The organism is Thalassovita autumnalis, from assembly GCF_001458255.1.
Classification (GTDB): Bacteria; Pseudomonadota; Alphaproteobacteria; order Rhodobacterales; family Rhodobacteraceae; genus Thalassobius; species Thalassobius autumnalis.
Window position 1 is genome coordinate 26,556 of sequence record NZ_CYSB01000040.1, and the last position, 20,275, is coordinate 46,830.

Sequence of the window (20,275 nt, forward strand, 5' to 3'; positions counted from 1 at the left end):
CCTCTCCGTTAGTCTTTGATAAATCTATGCGGCGTCAGCGCCGACAGGATGGGCGCAGCTAACCCGGGATCAGACCCGGTGACAAGCGCCTCTGTCAGCGCCGCCAAGGCCGGGGCGGTCTGCACGCCATATCCGCCCTGACCGGCCAGCCAGAACAGCCCGTCTGCCTGTGGATCAAAGCCCACAACGGGGCTGCGATCCGGCACGAATGTGCGCATGCCCGCCCAGCTGTGCTCCACCCGCGTGACCTCCAGCGTGACCATCCGCTCAAACCGATGGATCCCTTCGGCCAGCACCATGTCTTCAGCCCAGACATCATGCGGTTCAACCGGGTCCTCATCCGCTGGGGAGACCATCAACTTGCCCGCCTCGGGCTTGGCATACCAGGTCTCACTGGCGGAACAGACCATCGGCCAGGCCATGACATCCGCTCCCACCGGCCCCGGCACAATCGCGGCGGAGCGCCGGTAAGGCGTCAAAGGCACCGCAACCCCGCCGGCCATATGCCCAATCGCGCCAGCCCAGCCGCCTGCAGCGTTCACCACCACCGGGGCCTGATAGCGCTGTCCGCCAGCCGTCACCGTCCAGACACCACCCGCGCGGCGCATTTCCCCAACCCGCGCTTTGGTCACCAGGGACCCTGCAGCATGGCGAAGCTGACGCAGATAGCCTGACAGCATTCGGTCCACATCAATGTCCTGCGCATCCCATTCGATCATCGCCCCCGCAATCCGGTCGGGACGCATCATTGGGATCAGCTCCACCACCTGCTGCGCGCTTAACCGCTCCAACCCGTCCGATCCCGCCATATAGTCCTCAAACACAGGCAGTTCTTCATCGGTGGCGACCATCACCTCACCGCGCGGCGACAAGAGGCTGCTGTCAGAAATCCCGTCGGGTGCTTCCAACACCGGGGCCGAGGCCGCGTTCAGCGCACGCAGGGTCTCATTGCCATAGTTGCGCACAAATATCGCGGCAGAGCGCCCGGTGGAGTGGTAGCCATGCTGCGCCTCAGCCTCCAGCACCACAACCGTGCCATGGCGCGCCAAATGGGCCGCCGCCGAAATCCCGGCAATGCCGCCGCCGATCACAATAAAATCCTTAACGTGCATAGCGCCCTCCCTATTCGCGCCACTGGAACGCGGCCCGCGCCAAAAGTAAAGAGCGCCCCGCAGCCGGGACGCCCTTTCATCTTGCCCAAAATACTCTGGGGGTGAGGGCGGTAGCCCGAGGGGGCAACGCCCCCGCCCCGATCAGATCAGATCATACGGCTTCCAAGGCGATCGCGATGCCCTGCCCCACGCCAATACACATGGTCGCCAGCGCCCGCTTGCCGCCTGTCAGCTGCATCTCCAGCGCAGCCGATCCGGTGATCCGGGCACCCGACATGCCCAAGGGGTGGCCCAGTGCAATTGCACCACCATTGGGGTTCACGCGCGGATCATCATCGGCAATGCCCAGATCGCGCAGCGTCGCCAGACCCTGGCTGGCAAAGGCTTCGTTCAGCTCGATCACGTCGAAATCTTCCTGCGTCAGGCCCAGACGGTCCATCAGCTTCTTCGACGCCGGCGCAGGGCCAAAGCCCATGATGCGCGGGGCCAGACCAACCGAGGCGCCACCAAGGACCTTGGCAATCGGTTTCAGCCCGTGTTTTTCAACCGCTTCGGCTGAGGCAATGATCAGCGCCGCCGCCCCGTCGTTTACGCCCGAGGCATTGCCCGCCGTGACCGAGCCGCCTTCACGGAATGGCGCGCGCAGCTTGGCGAGGTTTTCAACCGTGGTCGCGGGGCGCGGATGTTCATCCCTGTCCACCACCACATCGTCGCCTTTGCGCTGCGGGATCACAACGGGGGTGATTTCCTTGGCCAACCGGCCGTTTTCCATCGCAGCACCTGCCTTTTGCTGCGACCGTACGGCGAAGGCATCCTGATCTTCGCGTGAAACGTTGAAATCCTCAGCCACGTTTTCCGCCGTCTCCGGCATGGAATCGATACCGTATTGTTTCTTCATCAGCGGGTTCACGAAGCGCCAGCCGATGGTGGTGTCAAAAACCTCATTGGCACGGCTGAAGGCGGTGGAGGCTTTAGGCATCACGAAAGGCGCGCGCGTCATGCTTTCAACACCGCCGGCAATGATCAGATCGGCCTCACCACATTTGATCGCGCGGGCAGCGGCAATCACCGCATCCATGCCCGAGCCACAAAGGCGGTTCATCGTGGTGCCTGGCACGGTTTCCGGCAGACCTGCCAGCAGGGCCGCCATCCGCGCCACATTGCGGTTGTCTTCGCCAGCCTGGTTGGCACAGCCGTAGATCACCTCATCCACGGCGGACCAGTCGATGTCATGACGGCCCATCAGCGCCTTGATCGGCACAGCGCCCAGATCATCAGCCCGGACCGAGGCCAAAGCCCCACCGAAACGACCAATCGGAGTGCGCACGTAATCGCAAATATAGGCTTCCTGCATGTCTCTCTTCCCTTGTGTTACAGATCCGGCGCGATCAAATCGCCCACCGGCCCGTTCGTTGTCAGCTCTGCCCCCGTGAGGGCCTGTAAGTTTTCCATGGTGATGACGGGGAGTTTTTCGCGCAGGACAAATCGCCCGGCTTCGACGTCCACCACCGCCAGTGAGGTGTAAATCCGTGTCACGCAGCCGACGCCCGTCAGCGGCATGGTGCAGCTGGCCACCAGTTTGGGATCGCCTTTCTTGGTCACATGGTCGGTCAGCACGGCGACCCGTTTCGCCCCATGCACCAGATCCATTGCCCCCCCTACCGCGGGCACGCCGCCACGCCCGGTAGACCAATTGGCCAGATCGCCGTTTTCCGCCACCTGATAGGCGCCCAGAATGGCCACATCCAGATGACCACCGCGCACCATGGCAAAACTATCGGCATGGTGGAAGAAGGCCGAACCGGGCTTCAGCGTGATCGCCTTTTTGCCAGCGTTGATCAGATCCCAGTCTTCCTCACCCGCCGCCGGGGCCTCACCAAAGCCCAGCACCCCGTTTTCGGTGTGAAAGATCGCTTCGCGCCCCTCGGGCTGGAACTTCGCCACCATCTCGGGAAAGCCGATGCCGAGGTTCACATAGGCGCCGTCTTCGATATCCTGCGCCGCGCGCCAGGCGATCTGGGCGTTGCTCAACTTAATTTCGGCCAATTGTTCCATCGTCATCTTGCTCATGGGTAAACGGCCTCCGCCCGGTTCAACGCTTCTTCCTGTGCGGGCTCTGCCACCGCGACCACGGAATTCACAAAGATGCCTGGGGTCACCACCTGTTCCGGATCGATGCCGCCCAGGGGCACCACACGCGAAACCTGCGCAATTGTGTGGGTCGCTGCCGTCGCCATCAAAGGATTGAAGTTCCGCGCCGCCATCCGGTAGCTGAGGTTGCCCATCGCATCGCCCAGCTCGGCCTTGATGAGGGCATAATCCGCCTTCAGCCAGCGTTCCTGCACATAAGGCTTGCCATCAAATTCGGCGGTCGGTTTGCCCGCCGCCAGCTCGGTGCCATAAGACGTAGGCGTGTAAAAGGCCGGGATGCCCGCGCCACCGGCACGGATCCGTTCGGCCAGCGTGCCCTGCGGCACCAGCTCCAGCTCAATCTCACCGGCCAGGTACATTTCGGTAAAGACCCGCGGATCGGCTGAGCGTGGGAAGGAACAGATCAGCTTCTTCACCCGTTTCTGTTCGATCAACGCCGCCAGCCCGACATGGCCGTTGCCTGCGTTGTTGTTCACTACGGTCAGATCCCGCGCGCCACTGTCGATCAGCGCATGGATCAGCTCAATTGGCGCGCCGGAGCCGCCAAAGCCGCCAATCATCACGCTGGCCCCATCGGGAATGCCTGCGACCGCTTCGGCCAGAGTTGCAACCTGTTTATCCATAGAATGTCCTTAGATCCGTTTGCCCGCGATAGACCAGAGCTAAACCGACCCCATGGTCGGTTTCCAACAGATTTGTGCGCATCTTGACATTTGTTCACATCACGTGAATTTCTGTGCGCATGGTGAACAAACCAACCGATACCATCGCCTCTTTCGCCAAAGGCTTGCGCGTGATCGAAGCCTTTAGCGCCGATGCCCCGCGTCTGACCATCACAGAGGTGGCAGCCCAAACCGGGCTGGACCGCGCAACCGCGCGGCGCTGCCTGTTGACGCTGCATCACGAAGGCTATGCCGATTATGACGGCAAGTTCTTTGCCCTGACCCCGCGTGTTCTGCGCCTTGGTCTGGCGGCGCTGTCCTCCATGCCGCTGCCACAGGTGGTTCAACCCTGGCTGGATCAATTGTCCGAACAGATTGGTCACAGCTGCTCCGTCTCAATCCTTGAAGGGGATGAGATTGTCTATATCGCGCGGGCAGCGCAGAAACGGCTGATGTCCATTGGTCTGATGCCGGGCTCACGGCTGCCGGCCCATTGCACCTCCATGGGGCGGGTGCTCCTGGCTGCCCTGCCTGAGGCCGAGGCCCGCACGCTGCTCGAGCAGACAGACCTCAGCCCGCGCACACCACAAAGCCTGGCCGACATTCCCAGCCTGCTGCAGGAATGCGCCAGAATACGTCATCAGGGCTACGCATTGGTTGATCAGGAGGTGGAGCCGGGCCTGCGGTCGCTTGCCGTGCCGGTGCTGAACCACCGCGATCAGACCATTGCCGCGCTGAACATCGGCACGGCCGCCACCTCACCAGACCAGCAGGAAATTGTGCGCGCCTACCTGCCGGCCCTGCTGAAGGTGCAGGACAGTCTGAAACGGGTTCTGAACTGATCCGCTCACCCGGCCAGCAAGGCCCGGCCCGCCATATAGACCAGCCGCAGCGCCACCAGCGCCAGAACCACGCTGAGCACCCGGTGAAACCCGCGGTCACTCATCCGGCTGAGGATCAGCTTGCCAGCCCAGGTGCCTGCAACACCGGACAGAACCAGCGCTAGGATGAAGCCGATCCACGGCGCCAGCGCAAAACCCAAAATGCCGAACATCGCCACCTTCAGCCCATGCTGAAAGGTCATGAACATCGCATGGGTCGCCACCTGATCATGCCGCGCCATTTTGCGTGGCTTCAGGTAGGCCGCCACAAACGGGCCGGTGGCACCGAAGAACATCGTCAGAAAGCTGGACACCAACCCGCTCAGCCAACCGGCATAGCGCAGCCAGCGTGGCGGCGTTGCGACAAGCGTCCAGAGGGTAAACAGCCCCACGGCCAACTGCATGTAGGCGGGAGGCAGGCTGACCACGATCTGCCCGCCCAGTGCCACACCGGCCACGGTTCCGATCACAAACCCCGGCACCAACGCCCACTGAATGTTGCGCCACATCATGGCAGCCCGTGCCACGTTTGAGCCCAGCTGAACCCAGCCATGCACCGGGATCAGCGCCGCCGGCGGCAGGGTTGCTGCCAATAGGGCCAGCATCACCAGCCCGCCCCCCAGCCCGAAGGCCGCGGAAATGGCTGAGGTGACAAAGCTCGACGCGACCAGCACCCCTGCCGTCCAAAGCGACAGGTCCGCAGGCAATAGGGTCAACAGCAGGTCTGGCATCGCAAAAGCTCGATCTTTGAAGATTGGTATACCTTTGCATACCCAATCACAGACATACCCGCAACATCGGCAATACGTTACACCTTCAAGCTCCATCATCACAAAAGGTAACATTTTTCTTGCCTCGAATCGTCGCCCGTACTATCCCTAACCGTACGGTCAGCTTTGCCCGAACAACGGCACCGCGACCAAAAGACAATCATATCGGCCCCAAAGGCCATTCTGGGAGGTCCCTGCCATGTACGCGCAAATGGTCAAATCCACCGGCTCCGGCGCTAAGTCGCGCGAAGAGATGACGCCTGACGAGGCGGCCTTTCAGGACAAAATTGATGCTGACATCAAAATTGAGCCGCGCGATTGGATGCCCGAGGGCTATCGCAAAACCCTGATCCGCCAGATCGGTCAGCACGCACATTCCGAAATCGTCGGCCAGCTGCCCGAGGGCAACTGGATCACCCGCGCGCCCACGCTGGAGCGTAAGGCGATCCTTTTGGCCAAGGTGCAGGATGAGGCGGGCCATGGCCTTTACCTCTATTCCGCCGCCGAAACCCTGGGCATCACCCGTGATGAGATGACCGAACAGCTGCTGGACGGGCGCGCCAAATACTCCTCGATCTTCAACTATCCCACGCTGAACTGGGCCGATATCGGTGCCGTAGGCTGGCTGGTCGATGGGGCCGCGATCATGAACCAGGTGCCGCTGCAGCGGACCTCTTACGGTCCCTATTCCCGCGCGATGATCCGCATCTGTAAGGAAGAGAGCTTCCACCAGCGTCAGGGCTACGACATCGTGATGAAGATGGCGCAGGGCTCCCCTGAGCAGAGGAAGATGGCGCAGGATGCGTTGAACCGCCTGTGGTACCCGTCGCTGATGATGTTCGGCCCCTCGGACAAGGACTCGGTCCATTCGGCGCAGTCGATGGCGTGGAAGATCAAGATCAATACCAACGATGAGCTGCGCCAGAAGTTTGTGGACCAGACCGTGCCGCAGGCCGAATTCCTGGGCCTGACCATTCCGGATGAGAACCTCAAATGGAATGAAGAAAAAGGCGGCTACGACTTCTCCGAACCCGATTGGGGCGAGTTCTTTGACGTGCTGAAAGGCAACGGCCCCTGCAACCAGGACCGCATGGCGACCCGCAACAAGGCCTGGGACGATGGCGCCTGGGTCCGTGAAGGCCTGATGGCACACGCCGAGAAAAAACGCGCCGCCAAATTGGCTGCACAGCAAGCGGCTGAGTAAGCCGCCCTTACCGATATATCCAGCCACCCCACCAGATGCGCTGCGGGTGTGCGAGACAGGAGGACAGAACATGTCACAGGAATGGCCCCTCTGGGAGATTTTCATCCGCGGCCAGCACGGCCTCAGCCACCGTCACGTCGGCAGCCTGCATGCGCCGGACGCCGAAATGGCGATCAAAAACGCTCGCGACGTCTACACCCGCCGCAACGAAGGTGTGTCGATCTGGGTTGTCGAGGCGAAACACATCTCGGCCACCGCGCCGGGCGAAAAAGGCCCGCTGTTTGAACCTAGCGAGAGCAAGGTCTACCGCCACCCGTCGTTCTTCGACATCCCCGAAGAAGCGGGGCACATGTGATGGGCGCGGCAGAGAAACTGGCTGAGATGACGCAGGAGCAGCTGGTGCAATACCTGCTGCGTCTGGGCGACAACACCTTGGTGCTGGGTCACCGCGTCAGTGAATGGTGCGGCAAATCACCGGTGCTGGAAGAGGACATCGCGCTGGCCAACACCGCGCTGGACCTGCTGGGCCAGACCCAGCTGTGGTTGGGCCGTGCGGCCGATGTGCAGGGAGAAGGCAAATCAGCCGATGATCTGGCCTTCCTGCGCGACGTCTGGGATTTTCGCAATGTACTACTGGTAGAACTGCCGAACGGTGACTTTGGCCAGACCCTGATGCGCCAGTTACTGTTTGATGCCTATCATGCGGTGCTGCTGGCGGAGCTGGTAAACTCCACCGATGCCACCATTTCGGCGATTGCCGAAAAGGCCAGCAAAGAGGTTGCCTACCATCTGGAACGGTCCCGCGACACGGTGATTGGTCTGGGCGACGGCACTGAGGAAAGCCACAACCGGATGCAGGCAGCGCTGGATCTGCTCTGGCCCTATGTGGGTGAGATGTTCCATTCTGACGCTGTGGATGCCGCTGCCGTTGCCGCGGGTATTGGCCCCGATCCAGCCAGCCTGCGCCCGGGTTTTGACGCCATCGTCACAGCCGCGCTGGCAGAGGCGACACTGGTGAAACCCGACAGCGACTTTGCCCATAAGGGCGGCCGCACCGGCGCCATGCACACCGAACATCTGGGCCACATGCTTTGCCAGATGCAGTGGCTGCAACGCGCTTATCCCGGCAATAAGTGGTGATCTAGCGATGCCTTTGCGTTCATCCCTTAAAGGCTGTGCCCGACCGCGGGCGGAAGCAAAGCGCCCGCCCATGGGGGCGGTCGAACGCTGCCCGGCGTGCCGCCGGACGGGAGAATGCACATGACGCTTCCCTCAACAGATCAGGTCTGGGACTGGCTCCATCAGGTGCCGGATCCTGAGATCCCGGTGATTTCCCTCACCGATCTGGGCATCATCCGCGATGTTGCCTTTGAGGGCGAAACCTGCGTGGTCACCGTGACCCCCACCTATTCCGGCTGTCCGGCCACTTCGATCATCAATCTGGATATCGAAACCGCCCTGCGGGACCATGGCCTGCGCGATATTGAACTGCGCCGCCAGCTGTCACCCGCCTGGACCACCGACTGGATGACCCAAGAAGGCCGCGACAAGCTGGCCGCCTATGGCATCGCACCGCCGCAACCCGCCGGGGGGCCGGACAAATGCCCCCATTGCGGCAGTCATCATGTGGAGCGGCTGAGCCAGTTCGGCTCAACCCCCTGCAAGGCGCAATGGCGCTGCACCGACTGCCTGGAACCCTTTGACTACTTCAAGTGCATCTGACGGAGCCCGATCATGCCACGTTTCCACGATCTGGAAGTCACCGACATTCACAAAACCATCCGCGACGCCGTAGTCGTGACCCTGAAACCGGTGAACGGTTCGGCGGCGGAGTTTGACTTCACCCAAGGCCAATATCTGACCTTCCGCCGTGATTTTGACGGGCAAGAACTGCGCCGCAGCTATTCGATCTGTGCAGGCAAAAACGACGGTGTGCTGCAGGTCGGCATCAAAAAGGTCGATGGCGGTGCCTTTTCAACCTGGGCCAATGAAGACCTGCGCGTTGGTGACCGTCTGCAGGCCATGCCGCCGATGGGCAACTTCTTCACCGCGCTGACACCTGAGGCAGATAACAGCTACCTTGGTTTTGCAGGTGGCTCTGGCATCACCCCGGTCCTGTCGATCATCAAAACCACGTTGGAGGCCGAACCCAACGCCCGTTTCACGCTTGTCTATGCCAACAAAGGTGTGAACACGATCATGTTCCGCGAGGAGCTGGAAGATCTGAAAAACACCTATCTGGGCCGGTTCAGCGTCATCCACATTCTGGAAAGCGACGCGCAGGAGATCGACCTGTTCACCGGCCTGGTGACACCTGAAAAATGTGCCGAGCTGTTCGGCTCGGGCTGGGTGGATGTGAAAGCCGCCAAAACCGCCTTTATCTGCGGGCCGGAGCCGATGATGCTGGGCATCGCACAGGCGCTGAAAGATCACGGGATGGATGAGGCGCAGATCAAGTTTGAACTGTTTGCCGGCAATCAACCGGGCCGCGCCCCCCAACGGGCCGCCGCCGCAGCTGCAACCGGTGCCGCCAAAACCGCAACCATCACGCTGGATGGCGCCACCCGCACGGTGGAGATGGACGCCGGCAAAACCGTTCTGCAGGCCGCGCTCGACAACAATCTGGACGCGCCCTACGCCTGTAGCGCCGGTGTCTGTTCGACCTGCCGCTGCCGGGTTCTGGAAGGTGAAGTGGAAATGGCCACCAACCACGCGCTGGAAGATTACGAGATCGAAAAAGGCTATGTGCTGTCGTGCCAGGCCTTTGCCATCTCGGACAAGGTGGTTGTCGACTACGACCAATAAAGCGATATGTTTCAATGAGCTAAACGCGCCTGAGGAGGGTGGGATATGACCAGCGACACGATGAGTATCGAGCGGTATCTGGCAGAGGGTGGCAAGCTGAGCGCACCCGAAAACACCCCACCCCGCTACCGGGCGGAGCTGATGAAACTGATGGCAAGCTTTGTTGACAGCTCGCTGGCGGGGGCTGCGGGTTTTGCCGATGTGATCAACGCAGGCCCCGGCATCAAAGAACGTATCGCCGCCGCCAAAATCGTGCTGGAAAAAATCGACAACGCCGACAAGGTGCTGCGGGTCATGGCCGATTTCGGCACCGATACCGCACGTTATGCCAATGCCCACCCCTGGGCCGCGCGCCTGCCGCGTGACTCCGATATTGGCGCAAAACGCACCGATCAGGACATGCGGCTGGCCGTCTTTAACTACCCGTTGCAGGGCTGGGGTGACGCTGTGGTGATGAACCTGTTGATGGGGTTGGCCGTGGGCGTGCAGCTGGAAGAGCTGTGCCGCGTTTCCTACCAACCGCTTGGCGATGCCTTTCGTGAGATTGCGCCGATTGAACGGCACCATGTGGATCTGGCGATTGAGGGAATGGAACGGTTGACCGACAGCGCGGATCGGGCCGAACTGCAGGCCTCGCTCAGCTATTGGCGGCCCAGGGTGGCGGCCTCATTCGGGCAGGAGCAGTCAGATAAATTCGCCCGTCTGCAAAGCCTTGGCCTGCGCCATCAGGACAATGCCAGTCTGCGTCAGATCTGGCAGACCCGCACCGATGAAACGCTGGCTGCCCTGGGCCTAACTGCATGAGCCTTGATGACACCCCCCTATCGCCCTTGATGGCGCCGCTGTTAACCGCTGGACCGCTGAAGGTCTGGTCGGTCGCGGTCACTATTTTGGGGGATGCCTGCCAGACGCCGCAGGATTTCATTCTGGGCCGGGGTCTGGATCAGCTGATGCGCCCCTTGGGGATCACCAATCAGGCGCTGCGCGTTGCGCTGCACCGGCTGAAACGTGACGGCTGGGTCGAAGCAGAAAAACAGGGCCGCAGTTCGGCCTATCGGCTGACGCAGCAGGGCTGGGCCTCCACCGAAGGGGTGCGGCCCCGGATCTATGGCGCCGATGTGCCTGCACAACCGGTCTGGATGGCGCTGGCCCCGCCTGACCTCAACAGCGCCGAGATGGAAGATCTGCTGCCCGCTGACGCGCTGCGCCTCAGCCCGCGCAGTGCAATCCTGGCCGGGCAACCTGAGGGTTTGGAAGAGTGGGTGCTGACCCCGATGCAAGCCACGCCGCCCAAATGGCTGTATGAGGCTTTGGTGCCGCAAGAATTGGCGCAGGATTATCAAACGCTTGCCGCCGCTTGCCCCGACCTGATGGCGGCGCAGGCCCTGCCTGAGGAGACACAAGCCGTCTTGCGGCTGTTGATCCTGCACCATTGGCGTCGCCTGCGGCTGCGTCACGGGGCCTTGCCGGATCTGATGTTGGGCCGGGACTGGCCGGGGGCTGAGGCTGCGCAGCGGATCATGCCGCTGCTGACCGCCCTACCCCGCGCGGATCTAAACCGCCTGAACGCAGCTTAAGCGCCTTAGCCACAGCAACCGCTGGTGCAGGTCTTCTCAACCGGTTTCAGGTCATCCTCAATCAGTGGCAATTCGCCTGTCAGCGCCTGCACCGGGATCTGCAGCACATGGGCCATCCGGTCCAGCGCCAGTTCAGACACGGCAACTGGTACCTTGGCGGTTTCCAGCTTGGTCAGCTGGCGCTCCGTCAGCCGCGTGCCCTTGGCCAGCTTCGCCCGGCCAACTTTGCGCGCTTTGCGGACGGTTTTCAGACGCTGCGGGTCAATCAAAACTTCGGTCATTCTATGTCCTTCACGGGCCAGGGGTTGCAGCATCGGATAGTATGTCGCGTCACAAATGCCAAGCAGACCCGATCTGATATTCTGGGTATGACAAAATGAAAAAGCCGCCCAACAAGGGGCGGCTTTTGATCTTTGCTAACGCTCAGCCTTAGCCGTCGATGATCGCGTTCAGTGTGGCCGAGGGGCGCATCACTTTGGCTTTCAGCTCAACGCTGGGGCGGTAGTAGCCGCCGATTTCGGCTGCTGGGCCTTGGGCCGCTGCCAGCTCGGCCAGGATAGCCTCTTCACCGTCCGCCAGTGCTTTGGCAACTGGGGCAAACTCAGCCGCCAGATCAGCATCGTCAGACTGTGCCGCCAGCGCCTCAGCCCAGTAACGTGCAAACCAGTAGTGGCTGTCACGGTTGTCCGGCTGACCTACCTTGCGCGAGGGGCTGCGGTTGTCGTCCAGGATGCCTTGGGTCGCGGCCTCAGCTGCGACACCCAGCACGCCGGCTTTGGCGTTGCCTTTGACGTCGGCGAGGAAGTTCAGCGATTCACCCAGTGCACAGAACTCACCCATCGAGTCCCAACGCAGGTGGTTTTCTTCCACCAGCTGCTGCACGTGTTTCGGCGCCGAGCCACCCGCGCCGGTCTCAAACAGACCACCGCCCTGCATCAGCTTCACGATCGACAGCATCTTGGCCGAGGTACCCAGTTCCAGGATCGGGAACAGGTCGGTCAGGTAGTCACGCAGCACGTTGCCGGTGATGGCAATGCTGTCGTTGCCTGCGGTGATGGTTTTCAGCGACTGAGCCGTCGCTTCACGCGGCGCCATGATCTGGAAAAGGTCTGCCTTGCCAGCAGCTTCCAGTGCGGGCTTCACGTATTTGATCAGCTCAGCATCATGAGCGCGGTTTTCGTCCAGCCAGAAGATCGCTTCGGAACCGGTCAGGCGCTGACGGTCCATCGCCAGTTCGATCCAGTTCTCAATCGGGGCTTTCTTTACGGTGCAGGAGCGCCAGATGTCGCCGGTTTCCACCTCGTGGCTGTGCAGCGTCTCACCGTTGGCCAGAACCACACGGATGGTGCCGTCTGCCGGGGCTTCAAAGGTGGTCGGGTGCGAACCGTATTCTTCGGCTTTCTGAGCCATCAAACCAACGTTGGCCACCGAACCCGCCTTGGTCACGTCCAGCGCGCCGTTCGCTTTGAAGAAGTTGATGCTTTCGTCATAGATCGAGGCGTAGCAACGATCCGGGATCACACAGTTGGTGTCACCTTTTTTGCCTTCGCCGTCCCAGCCTTTGCCGCCTGCGCGGATCACAGCCGGCATCGAGGCGTCGATGATCACATCGGACGGCACATGCAGGTTGGTGATGCCCTTGTCGCTGTCGACCATATACATGGCCGGACGGTCAGCGTTCACAGCGTCGATGGCGGCCATGATGTCGGCGTTGCCCGCAACACGATCCAGCAGATCACCCATGCCCGAGTTGGGGTTCACACCCAGCGCGGCCATTTCGTCACCGAACTTTTCAAACACTGGCGCCAGCCATGCCTTGACCGCGTGACCAAAGATGATCGGGTCCGAAACCTTCATCATGGTCGCCTTCATGTGCAGCGAGAACATGGTGCCATCTGCTTTGGTGTCTTCGATTGCCTCAGCCAGGAAGGCCCCCAGTGCTTTGGCGGACATGAATGTCGCGTCAGCAACGGTGCCCTCGGCCAGCGGCCAGGCGTCTTTCAGAACGGTCACGGCGCCGTCTTTGCCAACAAATTCGATCTTCGCGTCACCGGCCTGCGCTGCAGTGATGGTGGCGGAGACTTCGTTGGCGTAGAAATCGTTGCCCGGCATGCTCGACACTTTGGTCTTGCTGTCCGAAACCCATTCCCCCATCGAATGCGGGTTGTTCTGGGCGAAGTTCTTTACCGCTTTGGCCGAACGACGGTCCGAGTTGCCTTCGCGCAGAACCGGGTTCACCGCCGAGCCTTTGATGGCGTCATAGCGGGCACGCACGGCCTTTTCTTCGTCGGTCGACGGCTCTTCCGGGTAGTTCGGCAGATCGTAGCCCTGGCCCTGCAGTTCGGTAATCGCGGCCACCAGCTGCGGCACCGAGGCCGAGATGTTGGGCAGTTTGATGACGTTGGCGTCCGGGGTTTTCACCAGCTCACCCAGAGCGGCCAGATCGTCGGACTGGCGCTGTGCGTCGGTCAGGTTCTCAGGGAAGGTCGCGATGATGCGGCCAGCCAGCGAAATGTCAGGGGTACCCACGGTGATACCGGCCGAGGAAACGAACTTGCGGATGATCGGCAGGAACGAAGCGGAGGCCAGCTCGGGCGCTTCGTCTACAATTGTATACAGAATGTCGGGCGACTTGTTTTCAGCCATGGGTCTACCTTTCTTTTTTGACAGGGTAGCTGGTTGACGAAGAGCAGCAGCGCTGCAATCACAGGATGCGACGGCACAAACATTGCCCAAACAGGCAATTTCATGCGGTTCCCGTTCCCCATAGAACAGGCAGCGCGAAAGATCAATTCGCCAATGACCAATTGCCCGATGTTTGCGCAGCCATTGGCCGAGACCTGATGTCGCGCCCGCCCCGCCAGTGCTGTGATCTGAAGGTTCAGCTGTTAGGCGGTGACTACCGGCAGACGGATCCACACACGGGCACCGTCACCATAGGAGGCATCGATCCCGACATGGCCCGCCATCGCCTCAATCTGCGCGCGGACCAGCGACAGCCCCACACCGGACCCGCTGATTTCCCCCATGGCATGGCCCAGCCGTTCAAACGGATCAAACGCCCGGTCTTCACGGCCTATCGGAAATCCCGGCCCATCATCACAGACGGCGATTTCAACAAAACCGACTTTTGCCTCCGCGCCTGCCTCAACCCAGATGGTGCCGCCACGCGGGCAAAACTTCAGCGCGTTTTCAATCAACTGCCGCAAGGCGACCGCCAGATACGCCGGATCCGCCACAAGGGAAAGGTCATCAGGCAGGCGGTTTTCCAAGGTAAGCCCCGCGGCCTCACAGCGCGGTGCCAGTTCCTGCAACAGATCCGCCATCAGCGCCTGCACCCTTACCGTTTCGGGCTTCACGTCAAAGCCTTCGCCCGACAGCGCCGCCAGGCTGATGCCACGGTCAATCATATCCAGCAGCTCATGGCTGGCCGCCAGAACATGGGTGCTGCGGGCCTGCACCACATCTGCGGGCACCGGTTCACCTGCATGCGCAGCATCGACCAGCATATCGGTGTAGCCCGTGATCGTGTGCAACGGCGTGCGCATGTCATGGGTCAGGGAACGCAAAAACCGATCTTTGGAGGCATTCGCCTGATCTGAGGCGCGCTTTGCGGCCTCCAGATCGGCCACCTGCGACTGACGTAGCCGGTCATAATAGGCAAATTCAAACAACAGGATCGCAAAGACCGATATGCCGGTCAGCGGGGCAAAGAACCGCTGCGCCAGATCTTCGCCAATTTCAAAGTCTGCCAGCACCTGAAACCCGACCCACCAGGTGGCAAACCAGATCAAAATCGGGGTCATCACCAGCCCCCAACGCAAGAGCCGCGGCTCTTTCGGGGAAAAGACCGAGATCGGAATGGTGGCGCGGAACACCAGCAGAAAGGCCGTGTAACTGTCCGGGTGAGTGGCGATGGTGGCCAGAAACATCCCCAGATCTGTCGTCAACAGCCAGATGCTGCGCAGCCAGAGCGACGGGATACGCCGTTCAAACAGGATCGCGAAGACAAACCCAAGCGAGGCAATGGTCGCCCCAAGTGCGGACACATAAGCACCCAGAAAGAGGCTGAGCAATGCCCAGGCCGCAGAGAACGGCAGCAGGAAACGCACCAGCCCGCTGGCGTGCTCCAATCGTCTGCGATGATCTGCGTCCAAACTCATTCAACACCTAGTTTACCTGCGCTTAGCAGTGCTCAGGCTACCGTTAAGCCATTCAAACGGTCTCAGCAAAACAGAAGAAAATCCAATGGGAAAGCATCAATGGGTGAATATACACCCTATCGTAAGCTACGCCAAACCCGCCTCAACCATAAGGGCGCAGGACCATGCCCGCGCCCCTAGATTAGCGTTTTGCAGCCATGTCGATCAGGCAGCTTTGGTGTTTGACGGGGTGAAATCGACCTCATCATCACCGTCAAAATCATCCAGCGACAGATCGATGGAGATCGTCTCTTCCGCCACCTCAGCGACCTCGGCCTCCTCCGCAACACTCTCAGCGGCGTCGGAACCTTCGGCCTGCTCTTCCGCTGGCTGGCTGAGGCGTTCGGCTAGATCGCCCTCCTCATCCTTTTCCAGCTGGAAGTAACGGACCGTGTCGGTCAGGCTCTGCGCCTGTGCGGCCAGTTCTTCGGCGGTGGCTGACATTTCCTCAGAGGCTGCGTTGTTCTCCTGGGTCACATCATCCAGGCTGGTGATCGCATGGTTGATCTGGCTCATTCCTTGCGAAATCTCGCTGTTGGCATTCGAGATGTTCGAAACCAGCTCGGCGGTGCGTTCGATGTTCGGCACAAGGCCTTCCAGCATCTTCATCGCCTTCTCAGCCGCGCCCTGCGTGCCCGAGGACAGCGCCGAGATCTCACCGGCCGCCTCTTGCGAGCGTTCGGCCAGCTTGCGCACTTCCGATGCCACCACCGAGAAGCCACGGCCATGTTCGCCGGCGCGCGCCGCCTCAACCGCGGCGTTCAGCGCCAGGAGGTCGGTCTGACGGGCGATTTCCTGCACCACATTGATGCGGTCGATGATGGTGTTCAGGCTGGTCATCGCCTCTTTCACCGCATCGCCCGAGTTGCGCGCTTCTTCGGCCGAGGAAAGCGCCATCTTCTCAGTTTCAATTGCGTTTTCAGCGGTCTGGCTGATGTTGGCGGTCATTTCCTCAACCGAGGCCGAAACATCTTCGGTGGCACCTGCCTGTTTGGAACCGCCATCCGCGATCCCGACCGAGGCTTCGGCCATCTGGCTGGCACCGGTCGAAACATAACGCGCGCCTTCAGACACGTTCGAGACAACGCCACGCAGGTTGGTGACCATATCATTCAGGTTGTCCAGCAGATCGCCCAACTCATTGCGTTGCTTATGCTCCACCGTGTGGCTCAGATCGCCATTGGCAACTTCGCTTGACAGTTTGATCGCTTGTTTCATGCCACGGCTCAATGCATTCACAATGCCTTGGCCCATGATGATTGCGATCAGAACACCAATACCGATAGAGGCAAGCAGGATCTGCTGGGTCGTTTTGTAGGCGGCCTCTGCCTCAGCCAGAGCTTTCTTCAGCAGCGCCTTTTCCTTCACGACAGTGTCATCCACCAAGGCGCTCATACGTGTATAGTTCTTGGCGTTGTCTTCACGCAGCAGGTTGGCCGCGATAGAAGCACCGCCAACCCCTAGCATCTGCATCACGTTGCGGTTCACGCGGTCAATCTTTTTCGAGATCGCGGAATACTCTTTCAAGAAGGCCAGCATTGCCAGCTCATGCTCTGCTTTGACGCTGGTCGTGCCCTCTGCATGGTCGGCAGATTTGTCGCCAACATTTGCAATCTGTTCTTCAGTGATCCCGTCAGCCAGCGCAAAACCTTGATGCAGTTCGGTTGCCGTGGCGACCTGGTCTTTGCGTGATTGCGTGATTTCCTTGAGTTCCGTTTTGATCGCCTTGCGATCTTTGCGCCCTTCGACCAACAGATAGTCGCGGATCCGTGTTTGGATACGCTCATGCACGTTGGCCAGTTCTTCGACTTCCAGCAGGGCCTGGAAGTTGCGCGCAACGATCTGCTGTTTGGCTTCGTTCATTTTGCGCATTTCAACAACGGACAGCAGGCCAACCCCGGCGATAACGACCGTCAGTGCCATCAAAGTCAGCGAAAGCCGCGTCTTAATTGTTACCTTCATACTCATACACTCTCTACTGGGGACTCTGAGTCATTACAGATGGCCCGAATACTGGATTGCGCATTGATATTATTATTATAATTTTACAATGCCGGGCCGCTTCTCGAAGCCCAGGTTTGACGCTCGTCACTCTCTTCCAACGTCATGCAAAGGCGCCATTTTATACCGAGCAGAAAGTTTCCCGGTAGAAAACCAAAAACCGCGACCCCATTCGGGGGCCGCGGAAAGCCATCGGGCTGTTAGGCCGCTTTGTCTTTGCTCGGGATGAAGTCAGCGTCATCATCCCCGTCAAAGTCATCCAGCGACAGATCGATCACCGGCTCATCGGCAACAGGTGCTGCCTCTTCTGCCGGGGCGTCAGCCACAGGAGCAGCCTCAACCTCTTTGGCAACCGAGACCTTTTCAGCGCTGTCGCTGTCCAGACGGAAGGCACCCACAGTATCCGAGAGAGTCTGCGCCTGTGCGGCCAGTTCTTCGGCGGTGGCTGACATTTCCTCAGAGGCTGCGTTGTTCTCCTGGGTCACATCATCCAGGCTGGTGATCGCATGGTTGATCTGGCTCATGCCTTGCGAAATCTCGCTGTTGGCGTTGGAGATGTTCGAAACCAGCTCGGCGGTGCGCTCGATGTTCGGCACCAGGCCTTCCAGCATCTTCATCGCCTTCTCAGCCGCGCCCTGCGTGCCCGAGGACAGCGCCGAGATCTCACCGGCCGCCTCTTGCGAGCGTTCGGCCAGCTTGCGCACTTCCGATGCCACCACCGAGAAGCCACGGCCATGTTCACCGGCACGCGCCGCCTCAACCGCAGCGTTCAGCGCCAAGAGGTCGGTCTGACGGGCAATTTCCTGCACCACGTTGATGCGGTCGATGATGGTGTTCAGGCTGGTCATCGCCTCTTTCACCGCATCGCCCGAGTTGCGCGCTTCTTCGGCCGAGGAAAGCGCCATCTTCTCAGTTTCAATTGCGTTTTCAGCGGTCTGGCTGATGTTGGCGGTCATTTCCTCAACCGAGGCTGAGACATCTTCGGTGGCACCTGCCTGCTTGGAACCGCCATCCGCGATCCCAACCGAGGCTTCGGCCATCTGGCTGGCACCGGTGGAGACGTAGCGCGCCCCTTCGGAGACGTTGGATACAACGCCACGCAGGTTGGTGACCATATCGTTCAGGTTATCCAGCAGATCCGCCAGTTCGCCTTTTTCCTTGTGCTCAGCAGTTTTGGACAGGTTACCATCCGCCACGTCTTTGCTAAGACCAATCGCCAGTTTGAAGCCACGGCTCAATGCCGACAGGATACCCCAGGCTGCGATCAGGCTGATCACCAGAGCGGCGGCAATCATCGCGGAGATCATCATAAACGCCTGGTCGTAGATCGCCTGGGATTCCACAATATCTTCTGCCATTGCGGCGTTCTTTTCAGCTTCCACCTTGGTCAGAATTTCGGTCATGCTGGCGTCCACCTTGGCGGCTTCGTTCACCAGAATGGTGGCCGCCATGTCCTTGGAGCCGAACATAAGAACGTTCATCACCTTCTTGTTCACCCGCTCGGACTCCGATTTCAGCTCAACGTAGCGGGTCAGGAATTCAGCCATAACAGCGTCTTTCGGCTCCACAACGGCCGTCTCTTCTGCGGCGGCTTCGCCTTCTGCCGGGGCTGCGTCGGTGGCCGCTTCGGCCGCACCCGCTTCGGCAGCCAGGTCTTCGGGGCTGCCGTAGGCCACAACATTGGCGTCCTCAATCAGCTGTTGCTGAGTCTTTTTCAACTCAGCCAGCTCAGCCTTCAAGGTTTTGCGGAGATCTTTGTCACCCACCAGCATGTAATTGCGGATGCTGGTTTGGATTTTCGCCTGCACATCGGCAAGGCTATCAATTTTCTGCAGCGTGGCAACATCGTGCTTGACGATCTGCTCACCACGCATCTGGACCTGACGGAGTTCATAAAGCGCCAGCGCACCGATACCGATGAACAGGGCGGACAACAGAACAAAAGTCAGAGAAAGACGGGATTTGATGGTCATACTCTTGGCCTTCACTCGTACGGGTTTCTGGGGTGGTTCGAGGGGGTCCTCGCGGCGCACAATACGGGCCACCCCTGGGGGCGGAACAGCTCTGCGACATTGGGTCGGTTCATCTGATCCTTGGCTTTCAACGCACGCCTCATAGTTTTGGACAAGAAGGGGAACGACCGCCCGGTCTATCGTTTAAGGCGCAAAAGTCGCACCCAGCCCCGCAAAGCCGCGCGCAAAGGGATAGGGTCGGAAATCTGGGTGGTTTCAGATCTGAACAGCAATCAGGTAAAGTTGTTGTGCAATCCCTTAAAAACAGCGGCATACCGGGAAATCACGGTAAAATCTGCTAACACGATACACCTCAAAGTTGGCCGCGCAGTTTTTAGAAATTTTTTTGTCCCCCGCCGCAAACCCCTTGTTTCCACCCAACAAAAAGGATGGGTCCCGCCTGCGCTTTGGAAGGTTTTCCCCGCCATAGGGCAATAAACTAAGGCCGGGACACAGTCCTGTTGATGCGCTCGAAAAAGGCCATCGCTGAGCTTTAGAACGCAGTCTCGACACAGGAGGTATGCTAGGCAGGGCTATTCGCCCTGCGAGCGAGACACCCAGTCTAAAGCAATGACCATCCACGACCACACTCAAGCCAAAACCGCTGTGGTCAACATTCAGGGAGTTGAGCGCCGACTTCTTGCCGACAGGCCGCGAAAAAGAAATTTCTGTTTTGCAGCTGACCAGCTCAAGCGGCGAAACATCAATGAATGGCAGCTTGGTTCCCCCGACACCCAACGCGCGGACGTCGTTTCAAAAAAGAGGTTGATTGGGGCTTCTGAGCGCGACCGCGCGCCCAGTCGGTTTCAAAAAAACACGCTCAGATTTGCAGCCCAAGTCGAGTCGCGCTATTGACTCCCGCAAACAACCTTGTGACGTTTTGATATTTGCAAAACAA

Annotated in this window: 19 protein-coding genes; 9 read left to right on the forward strand and 10 right to left on the reverse strand. The window is 60.0% G+C overall.

Annotated features, from left to right (window positions below):
- Positions 1-8: 8 nt before the first annotated feature.
- From TL5118_RS16855 to TL5118_RS16870, 4 genes are all read right to left on the reverse strand, one after another.
- The gene (locus TL5118_RS16855; RefSeq protein ID WP_058244028.1) at positions 9-1,112 is read right to left on the reverse strand and encodes an NAD(P)/FAD-dependent oxidoreductase; all 1,104 of its coding nucleotides are present in this window, start codon (positions 1,110-1,112) and stop codon (positions 9-11) included.
- 151 nt (positions 1,113-1,263) lie between these two features.
- The gene (gene pcaF / locus TL5118_RS16860; RefSeq protein WP_058244029.1) at positions 1,264-2,466 is read right to left on the reverse strand and encodes a 3-oxoadipyl-CoA thiolase; all 1,203 of its coding nucleotides are present in this window, start codon (positions 2,464-2,466) and stop codon (positions 1,264-1,266) included.
- A 17-nt stretch (positions 2,467-2,483) separates the two neighbouring features.
- Positions 2,484-3,173 (reverse strand): 3-oxoacid CoA-transferase subunit B, encoded by a 690-nt coding sequence (locus TL5118_RS16865; RefSeq protein ID WP_058244326.1) that lies wholly within the window; start codon positions 3,171-3,173, stop codon positions 2,484-2,486.
- Between the two features lie 5 nt (positions 3,174-3,178).
- Positions 3,179-3,886: a 3-oxoacid CoA-transferase subunit A gene (locus TL5118_RS16870; protein WP_058244030.1), complete on the reverse strand. Its 708-nt coding sequence runs from the start codon at positions 3,884-3,886 to the stop codon at positions 3,179-3,181.
- Positions 3,887-4,005: 119 nt separating this feature from the next.
- Between TL5118_RS16870 and TL5118_RS16875 the strand changes: the two genes are divergently transcribed.
- Positions 4,006-4,767 (forward strand): IclR family transcriptional regulator, encoded by a 762-nt coding sequence (locus TL5118_RS16875; RefSeq protein WP_058244031.1) that lies wholly within the window; start codon positions 4,006-4,008, stop codon positions 4,765-4,767.
- A 5-nt stretch (positions 4,768-4,772) separates the two neighbouring features.
- Here the strand turns inward: TL5118_RS16875 and TL5118_RS16880 are convergent, their stop codons facing one another.
- The gene (locus TL5118_RS16880; protein ID WP_058244032.1) at positions 4,773-5,537 is read right to left on the reverse strand and encodes a sulfite exporter TauE/SafE family protein; all 765 of its coding nucleotides are present in this window, start codon (positions 5,535-5,537) and stop codon (positions 4,773-4,775) included.
- Between the two features lie 238 nt (positions 5,538-5,775).
- Here TL5118_RS16880 and paaA point away from each other — a divergent pair, with 238 nt between their 5' ends.
- The 7 genes from paaA to TL5118_RS16915 all read left to right on the forward strand — a co-directional run bounded on the left by paaA (position 5,776) and on the right by TL5118_RS16915 (position 11,162).
- Positions 5,776-6,780: a 1,2-phenylacetyl-CoA epoxidase subunit PaaA gene (gene paaA / locus TL5118_RS16885; protein WP_058244033.1), complete on the forward strand. Its 1,005-nt coding sequence runs from the start codon at positions 5,776-5,778 to the stop codon at positions 6,778-6,780.
- Positions 6,781-6,850: 70 nt separating this feature from the next.
- Complete coding sequence (gene paaB / locus TL5118_RS16890) at positions 6,851-7,135, forward strand: 1,2-phenylacetyl-CoA epoxidase subunit PaaB (RefSeq protein WP_058244034.1); 285 nt, start codon at positions 6,851-6,853, stop codon at positions 7,133-7,135.
- Entirely contained in the window at positions 7,135-7,920 is a 786-nt protein-coding gene (paaC, locus tag TL5118_RS16895; RefSeq protein ID WP_082626321.1) for a 1,2-phenylacetyl-CoA epoxidase subunit PaaC, read from the forward strand. The genes paaB and paaC overlap by 1 nt, the downstream gene beginning before the upstream one ends.
- 120 nt (positions 7,921-8,040) lie before the next feature.
- Positions 8,041-8,502: a 1,2-phenylacetyl-CoA epoxidase subunit PaaD gene (gene paaD, locus TL5118_RS16900; protein WP_278044382.1), complete on the forward strand. Its 462-nt coding sequence runs from the start codon at positions 8,041-8,043 to the stop codon at positions 8,500-8,502.
- Positions 8,503-8,514: 12 nt separating this feature from the next.
- A complete protein-coding gene (locus TL5118_RS16905; RefSeq protein ID WP_058244036.1) occupies positions 8,515-9,585 on the forward strand; it encodes a 2Fe-2S iron-sulfur cluster-binding protein in 1,071 nt (356 codons plus the stop codon).
- A gap of 45 nt (positions 9,586-9,630) precedes the next feature.
- Positions 9,631-10,389: a Phenylacetic acid catabolic protein gene (locus TL5118_RS16910; protein ID WP_058244037.1), complete on the forward strand. Its 759-nt coding sequence runs from the start codon at positions 9,631-9,633 to the stop codon at positions 10,387-10,389.
- A complete protein-coding gene (locus tag TL5118_RS16915; RefSeq protein ID WP_058244038.1) occupies positions 10,386-11,162 on the forward strand; it encodes a PaaX family transcriptional regulator C-terminal domain-containing protein in 777 nt (258 codons plus the stop codon). The genes TL5118_RS16910 and TL5118_RS16915 overlap by 4 nt, the downstream gene beginning before the upstream one ends.
- A gap of 5 nt (positions 11,163-11,167) precedes the next feature.
- Here the strand turns inward: TL5118_RS16915 and TL5118_RS16920 are convergent, their stop codons facing one another.
- The 5 genes from TL5118_RS16920 to TL5118_RS16940 all read right to left on the reverse strand — a co-directional run bounded on the left by TL5118_RS16920 (position 11,168) and on the right by TL5118_RS16940 (position 19,338).
- Positions 11,168-11,443 (reverse strand): helix-turn-helix domain-containing protein, encoded by a 276-nt coding sequence (locus TL5118_RS16920; RefSeq protein WP_058244039.1) that lies wholly within the window; start codon positions 11,441-11,443, stop codon positions 11,168-11,170.
- Positions 11,444-11,591: 148 nt separating this feature from the next.
- Positions 11,592-13,808 carry an NADP-dependent isocitrate dehydrogenase gene (locus tag TL5118_RS16925; RefSeq protein WP_058244040.1) on the reverse strand — a complete coding sequence of 739 codons (2,217 nt, stop codon included), beginning with the start codon at positions 13,806-13,808 and terminating at the stop codon, positions 11,592-11,594.
- A 242-nt stretch (positions 13,809-14,050) separates the two neighbouring features.
- Positions 14,051-15,325: a sensor histidine kinase gene (locus tag TL5118_RS16930; RefSeq protein WP_082626322.1), complete on the reverse strand. Its 1,275-nt coding sequence runs from the start codon at positions 15,323-15,325 to the stop codon at positions 14,051-14,053.
- A 204-nt stretch (positions 15,326-15,529) separates the two neighbouring features.
- Entirely contained in the window at positions 15,530-17,332 is a 1,803-nt protein-coding gene (locus tag TL5118_RS16935) for a methyl-accepting chemotaxis protein (RefSeq protein WP_082626323.1), read from the reverse strand.
- Between the two features lie 233 nt (positions 17,333-17,565).
- Positions 17,566-19,338 carry a methyl-accepting chemotaxis protein gene (locus TL5118_RS16940; protein ID WP_058244043.1) on the reverse strand — a complete coding sequence of 591 codons (1,773 nt, stop codon included), beginning with the start codon at positions 19,336-19,338 and terminating at the stop codon, positions 17,566-17,568.
- A 609-nt stretch (positions 19,339-19,947) separates the two neighbouring features.
- Between TL5118_RS16940 and TL5118_RS16945 the strand changes: the two genes are divergently transcribed.
- A complete protein-coding gene (locus TL5118_RS16945; RefSeq protein WP_058244044.1) occupies positions 19,948-20,232 on the forward strand; it encodes a hypothetical protein in 285 nt (94 codons plus the stop codon).
- Positions 20,233-20,275: the final 43 nt, after the last annotated feature.